The organism is Agrobacterium sp. rho-13.3, from assembly GCF_033957765.2.
Classification (GTDB): Bacteria; Pseudomonadota; Alphaproteobacteria; order Rhizobiales; family Rhizobiaceae; genus Agrobacterium.
The window spans coordinates 794,302-818,945 of sequence record NZ_CP192774.1; the positions used below are offsets into that span (position 1 = coordinate 794,302).

Here is a 24,644-nt window from a genome sequence, read left to right on the forward strand (position 1 = left end):
TTATAATAAATTCGAAGGGGGAGGGGATGACTTACTTTCTGCAACAGATCCTGAATGCGATACCGATTGCGGCACTCTACGCCGCGCTCGCCTTCGGTTACGCCATCGCCTTTTCCATCACCAAGCGCGCCGATGTCACCTATGGTGCGATTTTCGCATTTGCGGGTTTGACATGTCTGTTGTTTGCGGATTTTGGCTGGAACCAGCTGTGGCTCATCCTACCTGCAACATTGGCGCTTGGTGCGGCGGCGGGTATCTTCGGTGGGCTATGGGCCGGGGTGTTTATCGGCAGATCGGTGATGCGCCCGTTGTCGAAAGCGTCACCCAATGCAGTCACGGTCGCATCCATCGGCGTGCTGATCGCGCTGATGGAAAGCGCAAGATTGGCTGCGGGAACGCGGTCGTTATGGCTGCCGCCGATTTTGAATGATCCCATCTATATCTGGCGCAGCATTGATTTTGCCGTCACGACCACGCCGATGCAGCTCATCAATTCCCTTGTTTTTGTGGGAATGGTGGCCGCCGGCTATGTCTTCCTGCAAAAATCCAGCTTCGGGCGACACTGGAAAGCCGTCTCGGAGGATGCGCTGGCCGCATCGCTTCTCGGCGTCAACGCCGGAAGACTGTTTCTGGTCTCATATTGTTTGTCAGCGCTGATCGCGTCTATCTGCGGTGTGCTGGCAACGTTTTATTACGGCAATATGGATTTTGGGGCGGGGCTGGTTTTTGGCCTGAAAGTGGTGCTGATTTCTGCCGCAGGTGGTTATTCCAGCCCGCTCAAATGTGCAGTCGGAGCAGCCGCCATCGGTGTTGCCGAAACATTCTGGGCCGCTTACGGACCTGTTGCGTGGCGAGATGCGGCGGTGCTGGCTATGCTGGTTTTATGGCTTATTATCATGCGAAGCCACAAGGATACGCCCTAGCGCCACTTGTCCTTGGCGCTGTCATCAACGCTTTTGGCGGCGATCCATTCGCCCGCCGTACCATCCTTGCCGTGTTCTTTTTTCCAGAATGGGGCGGAGGTCTTGAGGTAGTCCATCACGAAATTCGCGCCATCGAAAGCAGCCTGCCGGTGCTGGGAGGCGGCGATGACGAGGACGATGTTTTCCCCGGTGGCGATCTTGCCGAGGCGGTGGATGGCGGTGAGGCCGAGAAGCTGAAAACGTTCGATGGCGAGTTGCGCAATGCGCAACATTTCGGCTTCCGCCATGCCGGGGTAATGCTCAAGCTCCAGTGCCGAAAGCACGCCGCCATCATCCCGGCAAAGGCCGGTGAAGGTGACGACAGCGCCGATGCTCTTATCCGCCTGCGTCAGCATCTTAGCTTCCGCAGCGGCATCGAAATCCTCTGCCTGTACGCGGATGGTTGGCTGCACGCTCATCGGTTCAACCACCCGTCATTGGCGGGAAAATGCCGATTTCGCGGGCGCCGATGATGCTTTCGTGGTGGTCGATATGTTCCTGATTGACCGCAACGCGGATCACATCCGGAAACTGAAACGCCGCTTTATAGTCCTCGCCGAGCGTTGTCAGATGGTGGATCAACTGCCGTGCCGTGGTGACATCCGCAGGCAGATCGATATCCTCTTCGGATTTTCCAATCCGCTCTCGCACCCATGCGAAGTAGACGAGGTGAACCATCAATCTTCATCCATGATGTGCTTGAGGCCAGCCTTGAAATAATCATAGCCGGTGTAAATCGTCAGCGCTGCGGCGATCCACAGTAGGGTGATGCCGATTTCCGTGGTGTAAGGCAGGACTTTGTCACCCGCTGGGCCGGCCAGCAGGAATGCGATCGAGACCATCTGAATGGTGGTTTTCCATTTGGCGATCTGCGTCACTGGCACGGAAACTTTTAGCGCCGCCAGATATTCGCGCAGGCCGGACACCAGAATTTCACGGCACAGAATGGTGATCGCGGCCCAGAGAGACCAGCCTGCAATCGTGCCGTCTGCCGCCAAGAGCAGCAGAATGGAGGCGATCAGCAGCTTGTCTGCAATCGGGTCCAGCATACGACCGATATTGGAAGTCTGGTTCCAGATGCGGGCCAGATAACCATCCAGAAAATCGGTGAGCGAGGCGATGATGAACAGCCAAAGGGCGGTCCAACGCGCAAAATCCGAACTTTCCAGCTTTCCTTCGATGAAGAAACACAAAACGATGACCGGAACCGCCAGAATGCGGCCATAAGTCAGAAGATTCGGAATATTGTACGTGCGCGAAGCCATGGGGAACCTGTCATTCTATGTCCAAATGTTGATGCCGCCCTAAGAGCCAAGCGTCAACACCTCATTGTGTTTTTTTAGCGAGTGCACCCAGAAGTGCCAGCTTACTCGTGACCACTCTCGTGGAAGTGATTGTAAACCTGTTTGGCAACAGCCTCGGAAATGCCGCCAACGGCCATCAGATCGCTGAGTGCTGCGCGGGAAACAGCCTTGGCCGTGCCGAAATGTTGCAGCAAGGCCCGTTTGCGACTGGGGCCGATGCCGCTGATTTCATCCAGCGGGTTTTTGATCATTTCTTTCTTGCGGCGGGCACGGTGTGTACCAATGGCAAAACGGTGCGCTTCATCGCGCATACGCTGAACGAAATACAGCACAGGATCACGCGGCGGCAGCGAAAAATCACTGCGCGTATCGGTAAAGAACCGCTCGCGGCCCGCATCACGGTCCACACCTTTGGCAACGCCGATGGCGGTGACGCAATCGCGAATGCCAAGCTCATCCAGAATGCCGCGCACCGCCGTCATCTGGCCCTGTCCGCCATCGATGAGGATGACATCTGGCCAGGCCGGGAAGGGCATATCGACAGCATCTTCCGGGGCGACGGTCTGGTTGCGGTCTGGTCTGCCTTCTTCTTTCAGCAGACGAGAGAAGCGCCGCGTCATCACTTCGCGCATCATGCCGAAGTCATCGCCGGGGGTGATGTCGGTCGATTTGATGTTGAACTTGCGGTACTGGCTTTTGGTAAAACCATCCGGCCCTGCCACCACCATGCCGCCCACGGCGTTGGTGCCCATGATGTGCGAGTTATCGTAAATCTCGATTCGGCGCGGCACATAGGGCAGGGCGAACGTTTCGGCCAGCCCTTTCAGAAGGCGTTCCTGAGACGATGTTTCCGCCATTTTACGACCATGCGCCTCGCGGGCATTGGCCAGAACATGGTCGGCAACGTCCTTCTTCTCTCCGCGCTGCGGCACGGAAATCGTCACCTTGTGGTTTGCCTTTTCGCTGAACGCTGCCGCCAGCAAGTCCTGCTCGTCGACATTCTCGGACAGCAGGATTTGTTTCGGGACGGGCTTGTCATCATAAAACTGCGCAAGAAATGCGCTGAGAATTTCAGAACCGGGAAGCGAAGGATCGGCCTTGGGGAAATAGGCGCGGTTGCCCCAATTCTGTCCGGTCCGGAAAAAGAACACCTGAATGCAAGACACGCCGCCCTCATGATGAATGGCAAAAACATCCGCCTCATCGATGCTGGCCGGGTTGATGCCCTGATAGCTTTGCACATGGGAAAGAGCGGCTAAGCGATCGCGGTAAACGGCGGCGCGCTCGAAATCGAGGTCTTCCGCTGCCTCGTTCATCTGCCCGGCGATCGTCGCCTTCACGCTCTGGCTTTTGCCCGAGAGGAAGTCTTTCGCCTCTTTCACCAGCTCCGCATAACCCTCATCGCTGACCTCATGCGTGCAGGGTCCGGAACAGCGTTTGATCTGGTGCAGAAGACAGGGACGCGTGCGGCTTTCGAACACGCTGTCCGTACAGGTGCGAAGGAGGAAGGCGCGTTGCAGCGAATTGATGGTGCGGCCCACCGCGCCAGCGGATGCAAAGGGGCCGAAATAATCACCCTTGCGCGCCCGCGCGCCGCGATGTTTGAAAATGGCCGGGGCGCGATTGTCTGCGGTGATGAAGATGTAGGGGAAGGATTTGTCGTCACGAAGCAGAACATTAAAACGCGGGCGCAAGCGCTTGATGAGATTCGCTTCCAGCAGCAGGGCTTCGATTTCGGTGCGCGTCGTGACGAATTCCATATGTGTCGTCAGACGCACCATCTGGCCAATGCGGTTGGAATGAAAACGCCCCTGCGCATAATTGCCGACACGTTTTTTCAGCGAACGCGCCTTGCCTACGTAAAGCACATCGCCCGCTTCGTTGAACATGCGGTAGACGCCGGGATTGTTGGGCAGGTGTTTGACGAATTCGGCAATCAGATCCATGCCCTTAAGGCCGGATTCATTTTGCCAACCCGCATTCCAATCCATGGACGCAGCAGAATATTCCCCCACCACATCTGATGTGGAGGAGGTTACATCGTCTTCATCATCGTCACTATCGTCGAAGAGAACACCGCCATCCGGCAGCTTCTGTCCGTTCATTCAGGTATCTCCGCCACATCAGGGGTTTCCCAGCCAAGATGCTGGCCACCGTCGAGTGCGATCATTTGTCCGGTGATCGACGGGGTGTCATATAAAAAGCGAATGGTCCGCCCGAACTCATCCGGATCAGGCCCACGCTTTAATATAAGGGCGTCGATCTGCGCCTGAAAGTCCTCAGGCTCCTGTCTTTCACTTTTAAACGATGGGCCGGGGCCAATCGCATTCACCCGAACGCGCGGCGCAAAGCTCTGCGCCATGGTTTTCGTGGCTGTCCACATGGCCGATTTCGACAGCGTGTAGGAATAGAAGCGCGGCGTGAGCGCCAGAACCCGCTGGTCGATAATATTGACGATCAGGCCTGAGGCGCCCTCCGGCAATTGCTTTACGAGCGCTGCACCCAGAATGGACGGTGCGCGAACGTGAACGGCAAAATGTGTGTCGAACGCCGCGCTATCGAACTCTTCAGCCGTGTCGTGGCGGAAAACAGAGGCGTTGTTGACAAGGACTCCGATAGGGCCAAGCGCCGAATTTGCGCGCTCCATCAATTTTTCCGTCGAGGCCGCATCTTCCAGATCGGCCTGCAAAACGGCGGCCGTGCCACCCTTTTGCCGTATTGTGTTAGCGAATTCCTCCGCTTCAGACAGCGAAGAGCGGGCATGAATGCCCACGGCAAAGCCTTCCAAAGCAAGATATTGCGCGATTGCGCGGCCCATGCGGCGGGCGGCGCCGGTGATCAAGACGGTTTTGGGTATATTCTCGTTCAAAGCTGACCTGCGCTCTGCTCATGTCGTTTCCGACATACGATATAAATGGAAACGCCAAGTTTTGCCCAGAGTGCGTGCCATTTATACAGAGTTATGCTCCAACCCTGCCTTTGAAGTAATTTTATTTAAATACATGTAAAAGTGGCGCGTTCTTCAGTTAACCTCTCATTATCCCTAATAGAAAATTGTGTCATTTTAGCAACGTCCAATTTCCGTCACGCCGTTGCCTCAATCAATTCATATTTTGGCTGTGTGATCTCCTCAATCACCCATCATTTTGATTATCAGACGGGCAGGGAACCAACTGTTTTATACCGCGTTTGGGAACAAGTGTTTGAGCACCCCGCGGGTTTGAAAAGGAGAATAGCATGCGTACTATCGTTGCAACACTTATGGCGACCACAATGGCAGCTGCGGCGTTTTCGGCAGCAAAGGCAGCCGACGCTGTGAACGAAGTGCCGCAGGCACCTGTCGCTTACGAACAGCCAGCCCCCATCAAGGATTGGTCCGGCGCGTACCTCGGCGGTACCGTAAACTACGACTGGGGCCGTTTCAGCGGCAACGGCGGCGATCGTAATGCAGACGGATTTGGTGGCGGCCTTTACGGTGGTTACAACTTCCAGAGCGGCCAGATCGTTTACGGTGCTGAAGCAGACATCGCTTATGGCGACGAAAAGGGTTCTGCCGGTGCCGGTCTTGAAGGACAGCAGAAGCTGAACGGCTCGTTGCGTGCCCGCGTTGGTTACGACATGAACCCGTTCCTGCTCTACGGTACAGGTGGTCTGGCCATCTCCAACAACGAGATCAAAAGCACGACAACTGGCGACAAGGACGATGCAACCGCTCTCGGTTACACAGTCGGTGCCGGTGTTGAAGCTCTCGTTACGGACAACATCACTGCACGTCTGGAATATCGCTACAGCGACTACCAGAACAAGGACTTCTCCATCGATGGCGGCTCCGTATCGCGCGGCTTCGACGATCACAGCGTTAAGGCTGGTATCGGCGTAAAGTTCTAATCCCGACAGGGATTGATGTTAAAAGCCGGGGTTCGCCCCGGCTTTTTTCGTTTGTGCGTTTTGAATATTGCGGGATGGGTGAAAGCCCATCCCGCTTTTTGTCGTTCAGGCAGGCGCCTTCATCTCGGCATAATCCTTGAAACGCTTGCCGAATTTTTCCGGCCATTCCGCCAGCGTCTTTCGACCGTTGGCCCATTCGCCGGCAAAGCGCAGGTCGAGATAGCCGATCATGGCCGCCAGCGCGAAGTGCCCGCCATGCAGTTTCTTTTCCGTCTTCGGCAGATTGGCATTCAGGTAGTCCAGACCCTTGACCACCTTGCCCCACTGCTTGTCGACCCATGGCTGATAGACTTTTTCTTCCGGGCGGAAGCGGCGCTCATAGACGATGGCCAGAAGGCAATCCATGATGCCGTCGCACAGCGCTTCCAGCACTTCTGCCTCGGTGCGCTTCTCATGCTTTTTCGGGTACAGCTTGTTGCCCGAAACCCGGTCCAGATAATGCATGATGGCGATGCTGTCATAAATCGAGCCGCCGTCATCCAGAAGCAGAACCGGGATTTTGCCCAGCGGGTTATTGTCCATCAGCGTTGCCGGTTCGGCATTGGTGTCGACGCGAACATCGGTGATGCCGATGCCCAGATAGCGCGATGCCATGCGAACCTTGGCGGAGTAGGGAGACGCGGGAGAATAGAGCAGTTCCATACGATTATTCCTGTGATGATGAGCGGATGGGGATTATTTCTGTGGTGTTGGAGCGGCAGCCCTGGCGGTCGACGTCCGGGCAGGCGCGGAAACTGAGGTCTTTGGTCAGGCAGATACGCACTTCTTCCAGCTTCGGTCCTTCGCAGCTGATGGCGATGCCCTGTTTCGTCATGCCCGGATTGGACGTTATGAATGCACTTTCGATGGCGTCTGTGGAAAGTGTTTTGTTGCTGGCACCCGATGCGATGTCCTTGGGCAGCGTAACCCGCTCATAGGCGGCGCGAGTCGTTTCGAAATAATCCTTCTGCGAAAGCCCGCTGCATGAGCCGTGCTTGCGCCACTGGTGGCCGATAAGCCCCATGGAGGGCATGATGTCGAACATGCTGCGACCAAGGCTCTCCGTCACGCGCTCTTCACGATCCTTGCCGCAAAATTCGGGATAACCCCTGTCATTCTGCGGCCAAAGACCGTGGACGACAAACCCGTACTGGCGATTCGTACCACATTGCTGGCGGCTGTTGCGGCCTGCATCGCTGGCGCAAAAGGCCGGAGACCACGATAGGGACAGCACGTAGAAATCGAAACCGGAGCCTTTGGGCGACTTGGAGGTTTGTGCAGGTGACGGCGTGTTGGCGGGAGCGTTTACGGGTCGGGGTGAATTCTCACGTGCCTGATGTCCAAAGATAGCCCAGCCAGCAGCGGCAAGTGACAGCACGGCCAACGTGATAAAACCGGCATATTGTTTCATCGGCCAAATGTCTTCCCACGCAACGATGACGAATTCTTGAACAAGGTTGGGTTTTATACCATCCGGTGCCTGTGGCAAACAGGCGGCCGAAAAATGAAATATTGGCAACAGTCTTTGTTGTAACGGAGCTTGTATAACGAATAAGCTCTACGAATCCGGCAAAGAGTGGCGCTGCCGGAAGGAGGCGTAGGTTCGGGCATGTCCGTATGAAATTAAAGAAATACATCTGGCCCATCGTAGGCGTGGCGACAATCGGATTTTCCGTATGGCTGCTCTATAAGGAGTTACGGCATCTTTCCCTGGATGACGTTTGGGACAGTCTTGCCGCCATCGGCACGCATGACTGGATCATGTCGGGCGTTTGCACCCTCGTCGCCTATGCCGCGCTGGCCGGATATGACCGGATTGCCCTGCAACATTTAAAACGCAAGGTCGGCTGGGTGTTCATCACACTCACCTCTTTCACAACCTATGCCCTGTCGCACAATGTTGGTGCGTCCGTATTTTCCGGTGCCGTGGTGCGATACCGCGCCTACACATCCAAAGGCCTGAGCGTTTCGGAAATCGGCGTTCTCGTTGCCTTGTGTTCCTTCACATTCGTCATCGGCACAATCATGCTGATTGGCTTCATTCTGGTCTATGAGCCCGACATCACAGAACGCTTCGTGGGTGTGCTTCCTGTCGAGGCATCCACCACAACCGGCATTCTTTTGCTGGCGATTGCGGGGCTCTATCTTGTTGGCAGCCTGTTAAAGCTGCGCGCCCTGAAAATCGGGTCGTTCACGCTGTTTTATCCTGCGCCACGCCTTGTGTTGCAGCAATTGGTCATTGGCCCCATCGAATTGCTGGGTGCTGCGGGCATTATTTATTATGCGTTGCCGGATGCCGGAAATCCGGGCTTCATGATTATTCTCGGCATATTCCTGATATCCTTTTCCGCAGCGCTCATATCGCACGCGCCCGGCGGATTGGGTGTTCTGGAACTGGTGTTCGTGACCGGCCTGCCGGATATGAACCCGGCAGATGTTATTGCGGCTTTGCTGGTGTTCCGCATGTTTTACCTCATCATTCCCTTTATCATCGGGCTTTTCATCATCCTGTTTTTCGAACGGTCACAATTGGCGGCTGCGGAAAAACAGGAGAAGAGGCTGGAGCAGCGGTAACTACTCTCCGCGTAGCCAGAAGGCGCGGTGCGACGCATAACGATCCTGCGCCATGATGCTTTTCAGAACCGGCAGCATCGTGTGTAACTCGTCCTTCAGGGTGAAGGGCGGGTTGACGATGATGAGGCCTGAACCGCTGAGACCCTCAACCCGGTCGCTGCGCACAGACAGTTCCGCACACAGCATTTTTGGAATGTCATAGGATTGCAGGAGTTCGTGAAACTCCTTGATCGGCGCATTTTTCTTTATCGGATACCAGAGGCAATAGGTGCCGGTCGCAAAGCGGCGATAGGCCTTGTGGAAGCCTTCGGCCAGTCGCTCATATTCGTTTTCTTTTTCAAAAGGCGGGTCGACAAGCACCAGTCCGCGCTTTTCTTTTGGCGGCAGGTGCGCGCCCAGTGACAGCCAGCCGTCCAGCTCTGTGGCGCGAACCTGATAATCACTTTCGAACAGGCGTGACAAAGCGCGGAAATCATCCGGGTGCAGTTCCATGGCCGAAAGCCGGTCCTGCGGGCGGAACAACATACGGGCGAGCTTGGGCGAGCCGGGGTAGAACTGGATGCCACCGTCCGGGTTCAGTTCCTTCACCGCCGTCAGATAAGGCTCCAGCAGTTCGGCCACCGCTGGCGGCAGGTCGGCATCCAGCAGTTTGCCGATGCCGGTTTGCCATTCGCCGGTTTTCTGAGCTTCCTCGGAGGAAAGATCGTAAAGGCCGATGCCGGCATGTGTATCCAGCACGCGGAACGCCTTATCCTTGTTTTGCAGATAACGAACGAGCCGCGCCATGACCGCATGTTTGAGAACATCGGCAAAATTGCCTGCGTGATATATGTGCCGATAGTTCATGCGCGCCGATGCCTTTTATGAATAATCTTGATGGTCGTCACTTGGCCCTTTTGGCCGCATTGCCTTTGCAATATACAAAACTGATGAATGATGCGACCCCGATTTCCGCCAAAGCCGTGACTGGTGCCACCCGCATCGGTCACACCGTCTGTCCGCACGACTGTCCAAGCGCCTGCGCGCTGGAGGTTGATATTACCACGGAAGGCCGCATTGGCCGCGTGCGTGGTGCGAATGCCAACACATATACGGCAGGTGTGATCTGCGCCAAGGTGGCGCGATATTCCGAACGCATCTACCATCCGGACCGTTTGCTGACACCCAAACGCCGCAAGGGCGCAAAAGGTGCGGGTGATTGGCAGGACATCAACTGGAATGACGCTCTGGACGAGATTGCCGATGCCTTCGTCAAGGCGGAAGCCAAGCACGGCGCCGAAGCCATCTGGCCCTATTTCTATGCCGGAACCATGGGGCAGGTGCAGCGCGACAGCATAGAGCGGCTGCGCCACGCCAAGAAGTATTCCGGCTTTTTCGGCTCCATCTGCACCAACATGGCATGGACCGGTTACGTGATGGGCACAGGTGCTCTCCGCGGCCCGGACCCACGCGAAATGGCAAAGGCCGATGTCGTCGTGATCTGGGGCACCAATGCGGTGGCCACGCAGATCAACGTCATGACCCATGCGGTGAAGGCCCGCAAAGAGCGCGGTGCAAAGATCGTCGTCGTGGATATCTACGATAATCCGACCATGAAACAGGCGGATATGAAGCTGATCGTGCGTCCGGGAACGGACGCCGCACTTGCCTGTGCGGTGATGCACATCGCCTTCCGTGATGGTTATGCCGACCGCGCCTATATGGCAAAATTTGCGGACGATCCGGTCGGTCTTGAGGCGCATCTCGCCTCCAAGACACCGCAATGGGCCGCCGATATCACCGGGCTTTCGGTGGAGGAAATCGAGGCTTTCGCAAGGCTGGTCGGCACGACGCAGAAAAGCTTTTTCCGTTTGGGGTACGGTTTTGCCCGCCAGCGCAACGGCGCTGTCGCCATGCACGCAGCCCTCTCCATCGCCACGGTTTTGGGAAGCTGGCAACATGAGGGCGGCGGCGCGTTTCACAACAATGGTGACATTTTCCGGCTGAACAAAGCCGAGCTGATGGGCACGGCTTACGCCGACCCGAATGTGCGCCAGCTCGACCAATCCCAGATTGGCCGCGTTCTGACCGGAGATGCTGAGGCGTTGCGCTATGGCGGGCCGGTGACGGCGCTGCTGATCCAGAACACCAATCCGGTCAATGTCTGCCCGGAACAGCGGCTGGTGAAGCAGGGTTTCCTGCGCGACGATTTGTTCGTGGCCGTGCATGAGCAGTTCATGACCGAAACGGCAGAGGTGGCCGATATCGTGCTGCCCGCCACGATGTTCCTTGAACATGACGATATCTACCGCGCCGGTGGGCAGAACCACATTCTGCTCGGGCCAAAGCTGGTGGAGCCGCCGGAAACGGTGCGCACCAACCTGTTCGTCATCGAAGAACTGGCCAAACGCCTCGGCGTGGCTGACATGCCAGGCTTCGGTTTGACCGAGCGTGAGCATGTCGACAACATTCTGCGACCCGGCGAATGGGGCAATTTCGATAGTCTTGCCGAAGAAAAGTGGATCGATGCCCAGCCGGAATTCGAGGTCGCGCATTATCTGCAAGGCTTTGGATATGCCGATGGCAAATTCCGCTTTAGCCCGGATTGGAAAAGCGGGCCTTCGCCCAACAAACCGCCGAAAAACGTGCCTGTCATGGGCCCGGTCGCCGAGCTGCCGACATTCCCCGATCAGGTGGATATCATCGAAGTTGCGGATGCGGACCATCCGTTCCGGCTGGCAACGTCACCCGCCCGCAATTTTCTGAACTCTACTTTTGCGGAAACAAAAACCTCGGTTCAAAAAGAAGGCCGTCCAGAGCTGATGATCTGTCCGGCAGATGCCGAGCGGCTGGAGATTGCCGGTGGCGATATTGTGCGGATTGGCAACGAGCGCGGCGAACTGCGCATTCACACGAGGATCGTGGAGGGTGCGCGGGCAGGTGTGTTGATTGCTGAGGGTCTGTGGCCCAACAAGGCGCATCTGGATGGCGAAGGTATCAACGTGCTGACCGGCGGCGATGCCGTGGCACCTTATGGCGGTGCGGCGTTTCATGACAACAAGGTCTGGCTTAGAAAAGATTGATGGGAATGCCGCATGGCGAAATTCGATAATGTGAAGATCGAGATATTAGAAGACGAGACGCTTTCCAAAAACTGGTATCACCTTCGTAACATCACCTATAATTACACCAATTCCAGCGGTGAGACGAAAAAGCTGAAACGCGAGGCCTATGATCGCGGCAACGGCGCGACGATCCTGCTTTATGATCCCAAACGCGAAACGGTGATCTTGGTGCGGCAATTCCGCGTGCCGACCTTCGTGAATCGCTATCACGGCTGGTTGCTGGAAACGCCTGCCGGTCTTCTGGATGGTGATCACCCGGAAGAAGCCATTCGCCGCGAGGTGATGGAGGAAACTGGCTACCAGATCGGCACGGTGCGCCACCTCTTTCAAGCCTTCATGTCGCCCGGATCGGTTACGGAAATCGTCCACTTTTTTGCCGCCGCCATCGATTCTGCTGAGCGTATCAATGACGGTGGCGGGGCAGAGCACGAGGATGAAGATATCGAAGTGCTGGAAATCACCCTGCCGAATGCGATGAAGATGATCGAAAGCGGCGAGATTTGCGACGGCAAAACCATCATGCTGTTGCAATGGGCGATGCTGAACAAGCAGACTTTCACATAACAGGCGAGAACAGGAACGTTGACCGTGCAAAAAACGACCGATGAGGGACGTATCCGGCTGGTGCATCAGGAAACGGTGTGGAAACGCTTCGTGCATATGCAAACGCTGGTTTTCGATCAACGTATGCCGAACGGCCAGGTCGTCCGCATTGATCGCGAAGTGCACGATCACGGCAGTGCTGCGGCTATTTTGCTGTTCGACCCGCAAAAGGATGCCGTGGTTCTTGTCCGCCAATTCCGGCCTGCCGTTTTCATCAATGGCGATCCAAGTTTCATGCTGGAAGTGCCAGCCGGTCTGACGGATGGCGATGCGCCGGACGAAGCGATCCGTCGAGAAGCAATGGAAGAAACGGGTTATGCGGTCAAAGAGGTGCGGTATCTTTTCGACACCTATTCCAGCCCCGGCACACTGACGGAAAAAGTCGGCCTGTTTTACGCGCGGGTGGATCTGGATGAAAAAGCCGGTCTTGGCGGCGGGCTGGAGACGGAGGGCGAGGATATCGAAGTCATCTCCATCGGTCTGGATCAGGCTTTTGCCATGATATCATCCGGTGAGATCACCGATGCGAAAACCATTATCCTACTGCAATGGGCCATGCTCAATCGCGCTGGGTTGTGAGAGCTATAATCGAGACGTGTGCATTCGCTGATGCAGAATGCGGACAACCTCGACAATGTCATTGTTCTCTTTGAAAAATATAATGTGCGAACCAACCGATATCTTTCGATAATTTTCACGAATATGATTGGCGGATTGTGAAATGACAGTGCGATCACAAAGTCCTATCAGTGTTTTTTGTATCGAGGCGAGATAAACCTCGGCTTGCGCTACTCCCCACGTCTCTTCGGCATAGTCCCAGATAAGGTTGAGATCGCAACGGGCTTTCGGGGAAAGAACGTATCGTTTCATCCCTTATTTTTCTTGGCTCGAACAAACTCATCAAAATCAAAAGGCGTTGCGGGCCCGGAGTCTTCACCCTCTATCAATGCCGTACGCAAATGCGCCAATTCTGTTTCTTTTTCTTCGAGAAGCCTCAATCCGGCGCGAACAACTTCGCTGGCGGACGTATAGCGGCCTTCCTCAATCTGCTGTGCGATAAAAGCATCGAAATGGTCGTTGAGATTAACCGACGTGTTCTTACCCATCGCGCGCTCCTTAAATGCACAACAATATACCAAAGATTGGTATTCGAAGAAACAGCCAACCATCGCGAATTGCGTTTAGCGGAAATCCGACTGCAATTGCTGAGTTTTTGAATAGTGTTCGTGATTAGCTGAAATCCACATTTTCAGCCGCCGCTGCCGCCGCGAGCTTCTTGTCGTTGGTCGCCAGCGGTATTGAACGTGACACGGCAAGGGCCAGATAGGCCGCGTCATAGGCGGATAGTGAATGCTTTTTCGCAAGACGCATGATCGCGACATGGTCGCCGCCAATGGCAAGCGTCAGTGGTAGGCTTGTGAAGCGCAAAAGAATGGAAAATACCGCATCTTGATCGATGCGCTTTCTTCGTTCTGCGGAAAGCAGGATATTGCGTAACTCGTGTGACAGAAGATCCGGCGCGATGGCGTCTTCGGTTTCCAGCTTTTCCAGCGCTTTTTCAGCAACGTCGCTGATCTCATCCGGCAAGAACCATGCAGCGACAACGGACGCATCAACGACAAATGCCATCAACGCCTGCCTTCGGTTTTCCATGCCTGAATTTCGTCAGCGCCGACCTTTGATCTTTGCGCTCTTTCGGTACGTAGAGTGTCGAGCATTCTACGCCGCTCTGTCGAATCGGTCGCTTTCACCAAACGGGCAACGGGTTCATTACCGCGGGCGATAACAACGTCTTCACCCGCTTCGACCTTCGCCAAAAGCTCTGAAAGATGTGTTTTTGCTTCACCAACTTTGACTGTCAGAGTCATGGGCATAGCTCCGTTTCGACTAGAAAATATCAGTCGGAGGACGGCTTGGTCAAGTGGTTGGCTAAGTTGGTTGCTTCAAGCAGAAAGCAACTGCTGTCCTGCGTCACACGCATCGTCACCGCGAACGGCCTTGCCGTCTTCCATCCGCACTTTGCCCTCAGACAGAAGCTTCAGAGAAAGCGGATAGAGCTGATGTTCTATCGTCAGAACGCGGGCGGCCAGTGTATCTGCCGTATCACCCACCAGCACCGGCACCGCCGCCTGGCCGATGACCGGGCCTTCGTCCATGCCTTCGGTGACGAAATGCACCGTGCAGCCGGTGATTTTCATGCCGCTTTCGATGGCGCGCTCGTGCGTGTGCAGGCCGGGGAAAAGCGGGAGCAGGGAAGGGTGGATGTTGATGATCCGGCCTTCATAGGGTGCGATGAATTCGCCGGAAATCAGGCGCATGTAGCCTGCAAGGCAGATGATGTCAGGCGCAATTTCGCTGAGCGCAGCCAGAATGGCGGTTTCGTGTTCGGCCTTGCTGGCATAGGTTTTACGCTCGAAGACCAGCGTAGCAATGCCCAAGCCTTGCGCCTTGGCCAGCCCACCAGCCGTTGCTTTATCCGAAATAACGCAAGCAATTTCCGCCGGAAAATCCGGTGCCTGACAGGCTTGTGCCAGCGCCATCATGTTGGAGCCGCTGCCGGAAATGAAAACGACGACGCGTTTGCGGGCAGATGGCGTGCTCATAGACCGAGCGTACCCTTGTAGATCGTGCCATGGTCGCCTTCCGCACGCGCCACCATGCGGCCCAGCGGGAACACGGTTTCGCCTTCGGCGGTCAGCGCGTCTGTTACCTTCTGCGCGTCCTCGGCAGCAACGACCACGATCATGCCGACGCCGCAGTTGAAGGTGCGCAGCATTTCATTGGGCGCCACGCCGCCTGTCTTGGCAAGCCATGAGAAGACGGCAGGAACCCTGATCGATTCCAGATCGATTTCAGCGGCCAGATGTTTTGGCAGAACACGCGGAATATTTTCGGGGAAACCGCCGCCGGTGATGTGCGCCAGCGCCTTCAAAGCGCCGGTTTCGCGGATCGCCTTCAAAAGCGGTTTTACATAGATGCGGGTCGGGGTCAGCAAAGCCTCGCCCAGCTTCTTATCCTCTGCGAATGGGGCAGGTGCATCCCACTCAAGGCCGGAAAGCGTGACGATCTTGCGCACCAGCGAAAACCCGTTGGAATGAACGCCGGAGGAGGACAGACCGAGAATGACATCGCCTTCGGCGATGTCGCCCTTTGGCAGAAGCTGGCCGCGCTCGGCGGCACCCACGGCAAAGCCTGCAAGGTCATAATCGCCATCGGAATACATGCCCGGCATTTCGGCGGTCTCACCACCGATCAGCGCACAGCCCGATTCACGGCAACCGGCAGCAATGCCGGTGACGATGGAGGCACCCTGATCCGGGTCCAGCTTGCCTGTCGCGAAGTAGTCGAGGAAGAACAGCGGCTCTGCACCCTGCACCACGAGATCGTTGACGCACATGGCAACGAGGTCGATGCCGACGGTGTCATGGTAGTTCGCGTCGATGGCGATCTTGAGCTTGGTGCCCACGCCGTCATTGGCTGCGACGAGAACCGGGTCTGTGAATCCTGCGGCCTTCAGATCGAACAAACCGCCGAAGCCACCAATTTCACCATCCGCACCGGGGCGGCGGGTGGAGCGCACGGCTGGCTTGATTTTCTCGACCATCAGGTTTCCGGCGTCGATATCCACGCCTGCATCGCTGTAGGTAAGACCGTTCTTGCCCGACTGGCTCATGGCTCTCGTCTCCGCTGGTTCCGTTTCGCGTGCCATTCGCATGAGACGGTTGCCGATGCAAGTATGGGCGGGGCAAAACGCATGTTTTTCACGCCTTTTGGATGTTTTAGCCGTATTGTTATGGGAAAGATCGGCCTTCGTGAAATTGCGAATGGCGTTACCCTTGACCATTCTGCTCCACGCATCCTATTTCCATGCTACAGCGTTAGGCTAACATACGCTCATAAGGAGCAGACGATGCAACCACATATCAGAGGCTTGAATCTGAGGCGCCAGATATTTTTCTGGCTGGGCGCTCTCGTCTTTTTCATTCTGTTTTTGATGGTGTTCAGCTCCATCCTTCTGCCTTTCGTGGCGGGCATGGCGCTGGCCTATTTCCTCGACCCCATCGCCGATTGGCTGGAGCGTCGCGGGTTGAGCCGCATGATGGCAAGCGTGATGATTCTCGTCTCCTTCGTGCTGCTGTTTGCGTTGTCGCTTATCATCATCATTCCCCTGATCGTCGCGCAGGCGTCGGAGTTCATAACGCGCATTCCCCAGTATATTTCATCGCTTCAGCAACTCATCGCCGGGGCCGATAGCAACCTTTTGCCCGGCTGGGTCAGCGCACAGATCGATACGGTGAAGGAAAACTTCTCCAAGCTGCTGGCCGAAGGTGCCGGATTTATTGGCACGTTGCTGACGCAAATCTGGAATTCCGGCAAGTCGCTGGTCGACGTCATATCGCTGCTGGTCGTCACGCCCGTCGTGGCCTTCTATTTGCTGCTGGATTGGGACCGGATGATCAACAAGGTCGATAGCTGGATACCGCGTGACCATGTGGCGACCGTGCGCCAGATCGCTAGAGACATGGACTCGACCATTGCAGGCTTCATTCGCGGACAGGGTTCGCTCTGCCTTATCCTTGGCGTCTATTATGCGGTGGGCCTGTCGCTCGTCGGGCTGAATTTCGGCTTGCTGATCGGCTTTTTTGCGGGCGCCATCAGCTTCATTCCCTATATTGGCTCCATGGTTGGCCTTGTGCTGGCCGTTGGCGTAGCGCTGGTGCAATTCTGGCCGGATTATATCTATGTGATCCTGACGCTGGCCGTGTTCTTCTCCGGGCAGTTCCTGGAAGGCAATATCTTGCAGCCGAAACTGGTTGGCAGCAGCGTTGGTCTTCATCCGGTCTGGCTGATGTTTGCGCTGTTTGCATTCGGCGCATTGTTCGGCTTCGTGGGTCTGATGGTGGCTGTGCCTGCGGCAGCGGCGGTTGGCGTGCTTGTCCGGTTTGTCCTGTCGCGTTATCTTGACAGCGATCTTTACCACGGCCGTGCTGCCAATCTTCCATGGGAGAATGACGGGCAACAGTTGGAAGCCTTGCCGCCGCAGAAGATCGATTCTCAGGGCTGATATATGACCGAAAACAATAAACCCGGTTCTGCTCGGTCCAAGGCCGAGCAGTTGCCACTTGCTTTTTCACACCAGACGGCAACAGGCCGCGAAGACCTTCTGGTGGCAGCACCTTTGGAGGCTGCGGTCAGCATCGTGGATGAATGGCCGCGCTGGCCGTCGCCCGTTGTCATTCTGGTTGGGCCGCAGGGCTCCGGAAAATCCCATCTTGCCAGCATCTGGAAAAACACCAGCAATGCTGTGGCTATCGAACCCAAGGCGGGTGCGGAAGCGGCAAGGGCGGCGGAAAGCAGCCCGGTTCTGTTTGAAGACGCGGACAGAACCGGTTTCGATGATACCGAGCTGTTCCACGTCATCAACAGCGTGCGGGAAAATGGCACCTCGCTTCTCATCACCACGCGGCAATGGCCAGCCGCATGGCCGGTGACATTGCCGGACCTTCGTTCACGCCTGAAGGCGGCGACGGTGGTGGAAATCGGGGAGCCGGATGAGGACTTGCTGGCGCAGGTGTTGATGAAACTCTTTGCCGACCGGCAGCTTTACATGGATGACAAACTTGTCAGCTATATTGTCGCGCGAATGGAGCGTTCGCTGGATACTGCGCAAACGATTGTCGAAAGACTGGATCGTCTTGCCATGTCACGCGGCAGCCGCATCAGCCGTGCGCTGGCAGCGGAGGTTCTGACGGAGCTTGGCAGCCAACCCGAAGAGGATTGACTGTCACAGTTCCGTCGTCAAATTGTTATACTGGAACGAGAAATTTAACGGGCGGAGTGTGTGATGGATTCGGCGGTGCAGGACGGTTTCGAACAGGAAAGCAAGCCAGCGCCGGAGGTGCAAAACCTTTGGGATAGCCCTGCGCGCTTCATCAACCGCGAATTCTCATGGCTGCAATTCAACCGCCGTGTTCTGGAAGAAACGCTGAACACCGACCATCCCTTGCTGGAGCGGTTGCGTTTTCTCTCCATTTCCGCCGCCAACCTTGATGAATTTTTCATGGTGCGCGTTGCCGGGTTGGAAGGCCAGGTGCGCCAGTCCATCACCGTCAAGACGCCGGATGGCAAGACGCCCGCCGAGCAGCTTGAGGATATTCTCAAGGAAATCGATAATCTCCAGATGGAGCAGCAGGCATCGCTTGCCGTTCTCCAGCAATATCTTGCCAAGGAGGATATCTATGTCGTCCGTCCGGCATCGCTATCGGATGAAGATCGCAACTGGCTCGCAAACGATTTTGAAGACTTGATCTTCCCCGTGCTGACGCCTTTGTCCATTGATCCGGCGCATCCGTTCCCCTTCATTCCCAATCTCGGTTTTTCGATGGGCTTGCAGTTGGACAGCGTCAACGGTCGCGAACCGATGACAGCGCTTTTGCGCCTGCCGACAGCGCTGGACCGCTTCATTCGCCTGCCGGATGAGAAAGGCGCGATCCGCTACATCACGCTGGAAGATGTGGTTGGCATGTTTATCCACCGGCTTTATCCGGGATATACGGTCAGCGGCTTCGGCACTTTCCGTATCATTCGCGACAGCGATATCGAGCTTGAAGAAGAAGCCGAAGATCTGGTGCTGTATTTCGAAAGCGCCCTGAAGCGCCGCCGTCGCGGCTCGGTCATTCGAATCGAAACCGATAGCGAAATGCCGCAATCGCTTCGCCAGTTCGTCGTGGATGAATTGGGCGTGCCGGAAAATCGCGTGGCCGTTCTGCCGGGTCTTCTGGCGCTGAACACGATTTCGGAACTCGTCAAGGCACCTCGCGATGACCTGAAATTCGAGCCTTACAACGCGCGTTTCCCTGAGCGTGTTCGTGAACATGCGGGCGATTGCCTTGCTGCCATTCGCGAAAAGGACATGGTGGTTCACCATCCTTATGAAAGCTTCGACGTGGTTGCGCAGTTCCTGCATCAAGCAGCGCGTGATCCCAACGTTCTTGCCATCAAGCAGACGCTTTACCGCACCTCCAACGATAGCCCGATCGTCCGCGCGCTGATCGATGCCGCTGAACTCGGCAAATCGGTCACGGCGCTGGTGGAACTCAAGGCGCGCTTCGACGAAGAGGCGAATATTCGCTGGGCGCGCGATCTGGAGCGCGCTGGCGTGCAGGTGGTGTTCGGCTTTATCGAACTGAAAACCCACGCCAAGATGTCCATGGTCGTGCGCCGTGAAGACGGAAAGCTGCGGACCTATTGCCACCTCGGTACAGGCAATTACCACCCCGTGACGGCGAAGGTTTATACGGACCTTTCGTTCTTCACCTGCAATCCCAAGATTGCACATGATATGGCGAATATCTTCAACTTCATCACCGGTTACGGTGAGCCGGAAGAAGGCATGAAGCTGGCTGTTTCGCCCTATACGCTGCGGTCGCGCATTCTCAAGCATATTCATGATGAGATGGAACATGCCAAGGCCGGTGCGCCGGCAGCCATCTGGATGAAGATGAACTCGCTGGTCGATCCGGAAATCATCGATGCGTTGTACCGCGCCAGCGAAGCCGGTGTGGAAATCGATCTGGTCATCCGTGGCATTTGCTGCCTGCGCCCGCAGGTTCCGGGTCTTTCGGACAATATCCGCGTCAAATCCATCGTCGGACGTTTTCTGGAACACAGCCGTATTTTCTGCTTCGGCAATGGTTACGGCCTGCCGTCCGACAAGGCGCTGGTCTACATCGGCTCTGCCGACATGATGCCGCGCAATCTGGATCGCCGCGTCGAAACAATGGTGCCCTTGGTCAATCCAACGGTGCACGAGCAGGTTCTTTCGCAGATCATGCTGGGCAATCTCATTGACAATCAGCAGAGCTACGAGATACTTCCGGACGGAACGTCCAGGCGCATCGAAGTGCGCAAGGGCGAAGAACCGTTCAACGCGCAGCACTATTTCATGACCAATCCCAGCCTTTCAGGACGTGGTGAAGCCTTGAAGTCCAGTGCGCCTAAACTGATTGCAGGGTTGATCTCATCCCGCAAGAAACAGGCTGAATGACAAGATCAGAAGCACAGGGGCGGCTGTCAGGGCTGGCCCCCGTTTCCGTCATAGATATTGGTTCGAACTCCGTTCGCCTCGTCGTCTATGAAGGTCTCTCGCGCGCCCCTGCGGTGCTGTTCAACGAAAAAGTTCTCTGCGGTCTGGGCAAGGGTCTGGCACTGACCGGACGCATGGATGACGAAGGCGTGCGCCGCGCGCTGACGGCGCTTCGCCGTTTCCACGCTTTGTCGGAACAGGCGCAGGCGCATAAGCTGTATGTGCTGGCCACCGCCGCTGCGCGTGAAGCCGCCAATGGCGCGGATTTCATTCGCGAGGCGGAAGCCATTCTCGGCTGCGAAATCGAAGTGCTGTCCGGCGAAAAGGAAGCGCTCTATTCCGCCTACGGCGTGATCAGCGGTTTTCATGATCCAGACGGCATCGCGGGCGACCTCGGTGGCGGTTCTCTGGAACTCATCGACATCAAGGGCGGCGATTGCGGCACGGGCATAACCCTGCCGCTGGGCGGTCTGCGGCTGTTTGAACAATCGGGCGGCTCCATCGAAAAGGCCGCGACCTACGCCAAAAAGCAGATCAAGGGCGCAAAGCTCCTGTCGAAAGGCGAGGGACGCACCTTCTATGCCGTGGGCGGAACATGGCGCAACATTGCCAAGCTGCACATGGAAATCACCCATTATCCGCTTCACATGATGCAGGGGTACGAGGTGCCTTATGGCGAGATGTTGAGCTTCCTTGATGAAGTGATCGCATCGAAGGATAGCAAAGACCCCGCATGGCAGGCGGTTTCCAAAAACCGCCGTTCGCTGCTTCCGTTCGGCGGCATTGCGCTGCGTGAAGTGCTGGAAGCCATGAAGCCCGCCAAGATTGCCTTTTCGGCGCAGGGCGTGCGTGAAGGCTATCTTTATTCGCTTTTGCCCGAGGCAGAACGTCAGAGTGATCCGCTGCTGGTGGCTGCCGATGAACTGGCGATCCTGCGCGCCCGTTCACCCGAACATGCGCGTGAGCTTGCCGACTGGAGCGGCCGCACTTTCCCTGTGTTCGGCATTGAGGAAACCGCAGAGGAAAGCCGTTACCGGCAGGCGGCCTGCCTTGTGGCGGATATCAGCTGGCGCGCCCACCCGGATTATCGCGGCTTGCAGGCGCTCAACATCATCGCGCATTCGTCTTTCGTCTCGATTACCCATCCGGGCCGCGCCTATATCGCCCTTGCCAACTATTATCGTTTTGAAGGTTTGAACGATAACGGCATGACCGACGGGTTGGCGCAAATCGCCACGCCGCGCATGATTGAGCTTGCCAAACTGTTGGGTGGTTTGTTGCGCGTGGCCTACCTGTTTTCGGCATCCATGCCGGGTGTGGTGGATCAGTTGCGCTTCCGCAAATCTCTCAATCCCGATTACGATCTGGAATTTGTCGTGCCGCATGATTATTGCGATTTTGCAGGTGAACGTCTGGAAGGACGCTTGCAGCAACTGGCAAAGCTGACGGGCAAACGCCTGTCTTTCGTCTTCGAATAGTCTGATCGTCACGTTTTGAAAAAGCCGCCATGGTGTGAACCATGGCGGCTTTCGTTTGCTTATTTCGCGTCGAGCAAGTCTTTGACTTCAAGCAGCACGAATTCATTGTCGTCTGCCTTGTCCAGAGCACGGCCTGCGGAGAAAGGCAGGTTGTTGTCGTTGCCGACGATGATGTGCGTGGCATCGACGCGGTCGACGTTTTCGATCGTCACGAATGGCATTGTGTAGATGCCATTGCTGCTGCCCTGACGCGCCTTGTTATCGGGATCGGCGATCTTCATCAGGTCGATGTAACCGATCTTGCGGGCGGCCTTGCCGACATTCGCATCGTTGAACTCGATCTTGTAGATGCGCTTCAACTTGGCTGGCACTGCAAAGCAATTGGCTTCCGGCTTTTTCGGGTCGGCGCAAGCCTTGTCTGCGGAACCCGCACCATTGTCACGTTCGATAACGAGAGCTGTGCTATCATCCAGCATGTTGAAATCGCCGATGGCTTCGCCGCTTTCCGCCAGCGGATACAGCCATGTGCGGCCTGTCCATGCCTTTGACGCAACATCCAGCTCAATGATGCGAAGTCCGGTTGCGCCGTCTTCGGTTTTCTCGACCTGACCGTCTGCGGTGTACAGCGGACCTTCCAGCAAGCCGTAAAGCTTTGAGCCGTCTTTCGACATCGCCATGCCTTCATAACCGCCGGAGCGCTTGAGATTGAAAGCAGGCATCTTCTGCGTCGGGTTGCCCGGAAGCGCCAGAACTGGATTGTCCGGTGACTTGACTTCGATATCGCCAGCCTTCGTCGAAATTACATCCGTCAGCTTGCCGTCGCGGGTAAACTTCAGAATGTAAGGGCCGAATTCTTCGCCGACCCAGAAGCCGTCAGCCGTTGGCTGAATGGATTCGATATCGAAATCCGCGCCGGTCAGATAACGCTTTTCAGAGCCTTCCATGACGATTGGGAAGGGCGATTTTTTGTCGGGGTCAGACAGAAAAACGGTTTCCAGCGTATCGACCTTGCCCGTGTCCCAACCGAATTTGACGTGGTGCAGCATCAGCATGGCGTCGCTGGAATTCAGCTTGGAGCCGAAACCATTGTCGGACAGGCTCCAGAACGTACCGTCGCTCATGGTCTTGATGCCGGAAAAGCCCTGCTGAGCCTGACCGTTGAACGGCATGGAAAGGCCGGTGAGGCGAACGCCATCCTTGCCCGGCACGGTGCCGAGACCTTCGGCGCGCTTGCGGTCTGCCGTCGTGAACTTGGCAGAAGTCTTCAGATGCTCCGGCGCGTCAGCGGGTGCAGCAATGATGGTGTTTGCAGGCAGAACGGCTTGAGAAACAAGCTTTGCCGGAAATTCTTTCTCTGCGGCAACTGTTGGAGCAACACTCATGGCAAGAAATGCCACGGAGGCTAGAAGGATTTTTTTCATGAAACACCTGTCGGTTTGCGTCTGTGACGGATGGACCGATAGGCAGATTTTATGACAGCCACATAATGCGGTGTTGAAGATTTGATGACGCTGATGAAGGAGCTACGTTATGCGGCAATAGGATGCTGGCTCAATGCGCAAACGCCCAGCGTCTGCCCGCGACCTTTCACGGCATGTTCACCCAGATATTCGCTTTTCACGCCTTTTGGCAGCAGCAATTGATGCGCCAGATCAGACGAGATGAGGATGGGGTGGCCGAGCATCTTGCTCAGCGATTCCAGCCGCGCCGTGGTGTTCACGGTATCGCCGAAATAGGTGATCTTGTGATGATCGACGCCGATTTCAGCCGTAATCACCGGCCCGCCATGAATGGCAAAACGCAGCTTCGGCACGGTGCCGAAACGCGATAACCACGCCGCGCGATCCTTGTCGATCACCGACAGAATATCGAACACGCAATTGATGCAGGCGGCGCGGCGGATGGCCAGATGGTACGGCCATGTGATGATGGCAGCATCACCAATATAATCGTCGATCACCCCGCCGCGTTTTCGAACCGGGGCAGCATAGACGGAAAACAACTCGCCCAAATATTCCTGCGCCTTCAGGTCGCCGTGGGTTTCGGCAAACGATGTGGAGCCGACCAGATCGATGAACAGGAACACGCGCTCCTCGCTCACCGGGCGGCGGTAGCGGCCAAGAATAAGGTCGATGAAAATATCGCGGCCCAGCAATTCGCGCACACGCATGATGAACACGATGATGGCGCAAACGCCGAGCGTGAACAGAAGCGTTTGCATCTCCGCATGTACGGCGCGGCGCCAACTCACTGGGAAAATACCCGTCGCCCACAAAATCGTGCCGCCCAGACCAAAACCGCAAAACACCAGAATGGCATAAATCATCAGGCCGAGTGCGATATAGGCGGGTGTCGGCAACATGCTGATGCGGCGTGAAAGCCCCGGCATGATATAGCCGCGCTCGAAGGCTAGAATGGGCGCGCAGGCAAACAAGGCATAGGTCGCGCCGATCAGCGCGCCGCCGCCATATTCCAGAAACGCATAAGCCACGCCTGCGCCGGCAACCGCCAGAAACAGCATAACGTAGTCCAGCATTGCGAGAACTTTTCTCATGTCGGCTCTTTAGTTTGCAACACGGATGGAAAGAACGCCACCATTCATCAGG

General features: G+C 56.2%; 26 protein-coding genes. 10 read left to right on the forward strand and 16 right to left on the reverse strand.

Going from position 1 to position 24,644, the window contains the following annotated elements; all coding sequences use genetic code 11:
• The first annotated feature begins 26 nt into the window (after positions 1–26).
• A complete protein-coding gene (locus tag RMR16_RS03955) occupies positions 27–923 on the forward strand; it encodes a branched-chain amino acid ABC transporter permease (protein WP_320199427.1) in 897 nt (298 codons plus the stop codon).
• Here the strand turns inward: RMR16_RS03955 and RMR16_RS03960 are convergent.
• From RMR16_RS03960 to RMR16_RS03980, 5 genes are all read right to left on the reverse strand, one after another.
• Positions 920–1,381: a molybdenum cofactor biosynthesis protein MoaE gene (locus RMR16_RS03960; RefSeq protein ID WP_320199428.1), complete on the reverse strand. Its 462-nt coding sequence runs from the start codon at positions 1,379–1,381 to the stop codon at positions 920–922. The genes RMR16_RS03955 and RMR16_RS03960 overlap by 4 nt on opposite strands.
• 4 nt (positions 1,382–1,385) lie before the next feature.
• A complete protein-coding gene (moaD, locus tag RMR16_RS03965) occupies positions 1,386–1,640 on the reverse strand; it encodes a molybdopterin converting factor subunit 1 (protein ID WP_320199429.1) in 255 nt (84 codons plus the stop codon).
• Positions 1,640–2,227 carry a CDP-diacylglycerol--glycerol-3-phosphate 3-phosphatidyltransferase gene (gene pgsA / locus RMR16_RS03970; RefSeq protein ID WP_320199430.1) on the reverse strand — a complete coding sequence of 196 codons (588 nt, stop codon included), beginning with the start codon at positions 2,225–2,227 and terminating at the stop codon, positions 1,640–1,642. The genes moaD and pgsA overlap by 1 nt, the downstream gene beginning before the upstream one ends.
• A 101-nt stretch (positions 2,228–2,328) precedes the next feature.
• The gene (gene uvrC / locus RMR16_RS03975; RefSeq protein WP_320199431.1) at positions 2,329–4,371 is read right to left on the reverse strand and encodes an excinuclease ABC subunit UvrC; all 2,043 of its coding nucleotides are present in this window, start codon (positions 4,369–4,371) and stop codon (positions 2,329–2,331) included.
• Positions 4,368–5,135, reverse strand: coding sequence for an SDR family oxidoreductase (locus tag RMR16_RS03980; RefSeq protein WP_320199432.1), 768 nt, complete (start codon positions 5,133–5,135; stop codon positions 4,368–4,370). Before RMR16_RS03980 ends, uvrC begins: the two co-directional genes overlap by 4 nt.
• 368 nt (positions 5,136–5,503) lie before the next feature.
• Here RMR16_RS03980 and RMR16_RS03985 point away from each other — a divergent pair, with 368 nt between their 5' ends.
• The gene (locus tag RMR16_RS03985; protein ID WP_320199433.1) at positions 5,504–6,154 is read left to right on the forward strand and encodes an outer membrane protein; all 651 of its coding nucleotides are present in this window, start codon (positions 5,504–5,506) and stop codon (positions 6,152–6,154) included.
• 105 nt (positions 6,155–6,259) lie between these two features.
• Here RMR16_RS03985 and RMR16_RS03990 read toward each other — a convergent pair whose 3' ends face one another.
• Together RMR16_RS03990 and RMR16_RS03995 are read right to left on the reverse strand one after the other, a co-directional pair.
• Positions 6,260–6,856, reverse strand: coding sequence for a glutathione S-transferase (locus RMR16_RS03990; RefSeq protein WP_320199434.1), 597 nt, complete (start codon positions 6,854–6,856; stop codon positions 6,260–6,262).
• A gap of 4 nt (positions 6,857–6,860) precedes the next feature.
• Positions 6,861–7,604 (reverse strand): ribonuclease T2 family protein, encoded by a 744-nt coding sequence (locus tag RMR16_RS03995; RefSeq protein WP_320199435.1) that lies wholly within the window; start codon positions 7,602–7,604, stop codon positions 6,861–6,863.
• Between the two features lie 206 nt (positions 7,605–7,810).
• On the opposite strand from RMR16_RS03995, the gene RMR16_RS04000 reads away from it, so the two are divergent.
• Positions 7,811–8,767: a lysylphosphatidylglycerol synthase domain-containing protein gene (locus tag RMR16_RS04000; RefSeq protein WP_320199436.1), complete on the forward strand. Its 957-nt coding sequence runs from the start codon at positions 7,811–7,813 to the stop codon at positions 8,765–8,767.
• On the opposite strand, the gene RMR16_RS04005 is transcribed toward RMR16_RS04000, so the two are convergent.
• Entirely contained in the window at positions 8,768–9,613 is an 846-nt protein-coding gene (locus RMR16_RS04005) for a 23S rRNA (adenine(2030)-N(6))-methyltransferase RlmJ (RefSeq protein ID WP_320199437.1), read from the reverse strand.
• A gap of 17 nt (positions 9,614–9,630) precedes the next feature.
• On the opposite strand from RMR16_RS04005, the gene RMR16_RS04010 reads away from it, so the two are divergent.
• Genes RMR16_RS04010 through RMR16_RS04020 form a run of 3 tightly spaced genes read left to right on the forward strand, consistent with a single transcriptional unit; the run spans position 9,631 to position 13,053 of the window.
• Positions 9,631–11,829: a molybdopterin oxidoreductase family protein gene (locus RMR16_RS04010; RefSeq protein WP_320199438.1), complete on the forward strand. Its 2,199-nt coding sequence runs from the start codon at positions 9,631–9,633 to the stop codon at positions 11,827–11,829.
• 12 nt (positions 11,830–11,841) lie between these two features.
• Positions 11,842–12,435, forward strand: coding sequence for an NUDIX domain-containing protein (locus tag RMR16_RS04015; protein ID WP_320199439.1), 594 nt, complete (start codon positions 11,842–11,844; stop codon positions 12,433–12,435).
• Between the two features lie 24 nt (positions 12,436–12,459).
• Entirely contained in the window at positions 12,460–13,053 is a 594-nt protein-coding gene (locus RMR16_RS04020; RefSeq protein WP_320199440.1) for an NUDIX domain-containing protein, read from the forward strand.
• A 3-nt stretch (positions 13,054–13,056) separates the two neighbouring features.
• Here the strand turns inward: RMR16_RS04020 and RMR16_RS04025 are convergent, their stop codons facing one another.
• From RMR16_RS04025 to purM, 6 genes are all read right to left on the reverse strand, one after another.
• Positions 13,057–13,344, reverse strand: a complete 288-nt coding sequence (locus tag RMR16_RS04025) for a type II toxin-antitoxin system RelE/ParE family toxin (RefSeq protein ID WP_413785976.1) — start codon at positions 13,342–13,344, stop codon at positions 13,057–13,059.
• Entirely contained in the window at positions 13,341–13,580 is a 240-nt protein-coding gene (locus tag RMR16_RS04030) for a type II toxin-antitoxin system ParD family antitoxin (protein ID WP_320199441.1), read from the reverse strand. The genes RMR16_RS04025 and RMR16_RS04030 overlap by 4 nt, the downstream gene beginning before the upstream one ends.
• Before the next feature lie 124 nt (positions 13,581–13,704).
• On the reverse strand, positions 13,705–14,103 hold the full coding sequence (locus RMR16_RS04035; protein WP_320199442.1) for a type II toxin-antitoxin system VapC family toxin: 399 nt from the start codon (positions 14,101–14,103) through the stop codon (positions 13,705–13,707).
• Positions 14,103–14,342 carry a type II toxin-antitoxin system Phd/YefM family antitoxin gene (locus RMR16_RS04040; RefSeq protein WP_320199443.1) on the reverse strand — a complete coding sequence of 80 codons (240 nt, stop codon included), beginning with the start codon at positions 14,340–14,342 and terminating at the stop codon, positions 14,103–14,105. Before RMR16_RS04040 ends, RMR16_RS04035 begins: the two co-directional genes overlap by 1 nt.
• Before the next feature lie 75 nt (positions 14,343–14,417).
• Positions 14,418–15,077, reverse strand: a complete 660-nt coding sequence (gene purN / locus RMR16_RS04045; protein WP_320199444.1) for a phosphoribosylglycinamide formyltransferase — start codon at positions 15,075–15,077, stop codon at positions 14,418–14,420.
• A complete protein-coding gene (gene purM / locus RMR16_RS04050) occupies positions 15,074–16,147 on the reverse strand; it encodes a phosphoribosylformylglycinamidine cyclo-ligase (protein ID WP_320199445.1) in 1,074 nt (357 codons plus the stop codon). The genes purN and purM overlap by 4 nt, the downstream gene beginning before the upstream one ends.
• A gap of 237 nt (positions 16,148–16,384) precedes the next feature.
• On the opposite strand from purM, the gene RMR16_RS04055 reads away from it, so the two are divergent.
• The 4 genes from RMR16_RS04055 (at position 16,385) to ppx (ending at position 22,038) form a co-directional block, all read left to right on the forward strand.
• Positions 16,385–17,539: an AI-2E family transporter gene (locus RMR16_RS04055; protein ID WP_320199446.1), complete on the forward strand. Its 1,155-nt coding sequence runs from the start codon at positions 16,385–16,387 to the stop codon at positions 17,537–17,539.
• Between the two features lie 3 nt (positions 17,540–17,542).
• Positions 17,543–18,256, forward strand: coding sequence for a DnaA regulatory inactivator HdaA (gene hdaA / locus RMR16_RS04060; RefSeq protein WP_320199447.1), 714 nt, complete (start codon positions 17,543–17,545; stop codon positions 18,254–18,256).
• Between the two features lie 63 nt (positions 18,257–18,319).
• Positions 18,320–20,521 carry an RNA degradosome polyphosphate kinase gene (locus tag RMR16_RS04065; RefSeq protein ID WP_320199448.1) on the forward strand — a complete coding sequence of 734 codons (2,202 nt, stop codon included), beginning with the start codon at positions 18,320–18,322 and terminating at the stop codon, positions 20,519–20,521.
• Positions 20,518–22,038: an exopolyphosphatase gene (ppx, locus tag RMR16_RS04070; RefSeq protein WP_320199449.1), complete on the forward strand. Its 1,521-nt coding sequence runs from the start codon at positions 20,518–20,520 to the stop codon at positions 22,036–22,038. Before RMR16_RS04065 ends, ppx begins: the two co-directional genes overlap by 4 nt.
• A 59-nt stretch (positions 22,039–22,097) precedes the next feature.
• On the opposite strand, the gene RMR16_RS04075 is transcribed toward ppx, so the two are convergent.
• Positions 22,098–23,459, reverse strand: a complete 1,362-nt coding sequence (locus tag RMR16_RS04075) for an esterase-like activity of phytase family protein (protein WP_320199450.1) — start codon at positions 23,457–23,459, stop codon at positions 22,098–22,100.
• A 107-nt stretch (positions 23,460–23,566) separates the two neighbouring features.
• Positions 23,567–24,592 (reverse strand): adenylate/guanylate cyclase domain-containing protein, encoded by a 1,026-nt coding sequence (locus RMR16_RS04080; RefSeq protein WP_320199451.1) that lies wholly within the window; start codon positions 24,590–24,592, stop codon positions 23,567–23,569.
• Between the last annotated feature and the right edge of the window lie 52 nt (positions 24,593–24,644).

What these genes read in the sequence shown, in the direction of transcription:
- RMR16_RS04000 (WP_320199436.1), top strand. Translation starts at nt 7,811, where the DNA reads ATGAAATTAAAGAAATACATCTGGCCCATCGTAGGCGTGGCGACAATC.
- pgsA (WP_320199430.1), bottom strand. Translation starts at nt 2,227, where the DNA reads ATGGCTTCGCGCACGTACAATATTCCGAATCTTCTGACTTATGGCCGC.
- hdaA (WP_320199447.1), top strand. Translation starts at nt 17,543, where the DNA reads ATGACCGAAAACAATAAACCCGGTTCTGCTCGGTCCAAGGCCGAGCAG.
- purN (WP_320199444.1), bottom strand. Translation starts at nt 15,077, where the DNA reads ATGAGCACGCCATCTGCCCGCAAACGCGTCGTCGTTTTCATTTCCGGC.
- RMR16_RS04065 (WP_320199448.1), top strand. Translation starts at nt 18,320, where the DNA reads ATGGATTCGGCGGTGCAGGACGGTTTCGAACAGGAAAGCAAGCCAGCG.
- ppx (WP_320199449.1), top strand. Translation starts at nt 20,518, where the DNA reads ATGACAAGATCAGAAGCACAGGGGCGGCTGTCAGGGCTGGCCCCCGTT.
- RMR16_RS04055 (WP_320199446.1), top strand. Translation starts at nt 16,385, where the DNA reads ATGCAACCACATATCAGAGGCTTGAATCTGAGGCGCCAGATATTTTTC.
- RMR16_RS03960 (WP_320199428.1), bottom strand. Translation starts at nt 1,381, where the DNA reads ATGAGCGTGCAGCCAACCATCCGCGTACAGGCAGAGGATTTCGATGCC.
- RMR16_RS03990 (WP_320199434.1), bottom strand. Translation starts at nt 6,856, where the DNA reads ATGGAACTGCTCTATTCTCCCGCGTCTCCCTACTCCGCCAAGGTTCGC.
- RMR16_RS04025 (WP_413785976.1), bottom strand. Translation starts at nt 13,344, where the DNA reads ATGAAACGATACGTTCTTTCCCCGAAAGCCCGTTGCGATCTCAACCTT.
- uvrC (WP_320199431.1), bottom strand. Translation starts at nt 4,371, where the DNA reads ATGAACGGACAGAAGCTGCCGGATGGCGGTGTTCTCTTCGACGATAGT.
- RMR16_RS04015 (WP_320199439.1), top strand. Translation starts at nt 11,842, where the DNA reads ATGGCGAAATTCGATAATGTGAAGATCGAGATATTAGAAGACGAGACG.
- RMR16_RS04080 (WP_320199451.1), bottom strand. Translation starts at nt 24,592, where the DNA reads ATGAGAAAAGTTCTCGCAATGCTGGACTACGTTATGCTGTTTCTGGCG.
- RMR16_RS04030 (WP_320199441.1), bottom strand. Translation starts at nt 13,580, where the DNA reads ATGGGTAAGAACACGTCGGTTAATCTCAACGACCATTTCGATGCTTTT.
- moaD (WP_320199429.1), bottom strand. Translation starts at nt 1,640, where the DNA reads ATGGTTCACCTCGTCTACTTCGCATGGGTGCGAGAGCGGATTGGAAAA.
- RMR16_RS04035 (WP_320199442.1), bottom strand. Translation starts at nt 14,103, where the DNA reads ATGGCATTTGTCGTTGATGCGTCCGTTGTCGCTGCATGGTTCTTGCCG.
- RMR16_RS04005 (WP_320199437.1), bottom strand. Translation starts at nt 9,613, where the DNA reads ATGAACTATCGGCACATATATCACGCAGGCAATTTTGCCGATGTTCTC.
- RMR16_RS03985 (WP_320199433.1), top strand. Translation starts at nt 5,504, where the DNA reads ATGCGTACTATCGTTGCAACACTTATGGCGACCACAATGGCAGCTGCG.
- RMR16_RS03995 (WP_320199435.1), bottom strand. Translation starts at nt 7,604, where the DNA reads ATGAAACAATATGCCGGTTTTATCACGTTGGCCGTGCTGTCACTTGCC.
- RMR16_RS04040 (WP_320199443.1), bottom strand. Translation starts at nt 14,342, where the DNA reads ATGACTCTGACAGTCAAAGTTGGTGAAGCAAAAACACATCTTTCAGAG.
- RMR16_RS04075 (WP_320199450.1), bottom strand. Translation starts at nt 23,459, where the DNA reads ATGAAAAAAATCCTTCTAGCCTCCGTGGCATTTCTTGCCATGAGTGTT.
- purM (WP_320199445.1), bottom strand. Translation starts at nt 16,147, where the DNA reads ATGAGCCAGTCGGGCAAGAACGGTCTTACCTACAGCGATGCAGGCGTG.
- RMR16_RS03955 (WP_320199427.1), top strand. Translation starts at nt 27, where the DNA reads ATGACTTACTTTCTGCAACAGATCCTGAATGCGATACCGATTGCGGCA.
- RMR16_RS04010 (WP_320199438.1), top strand. Translation starts at nt 9,631, where the DNA reads ATGAATAATCTTGATGGTCGTCACTTGGCCCTTTTGGCCGCATTGCCT.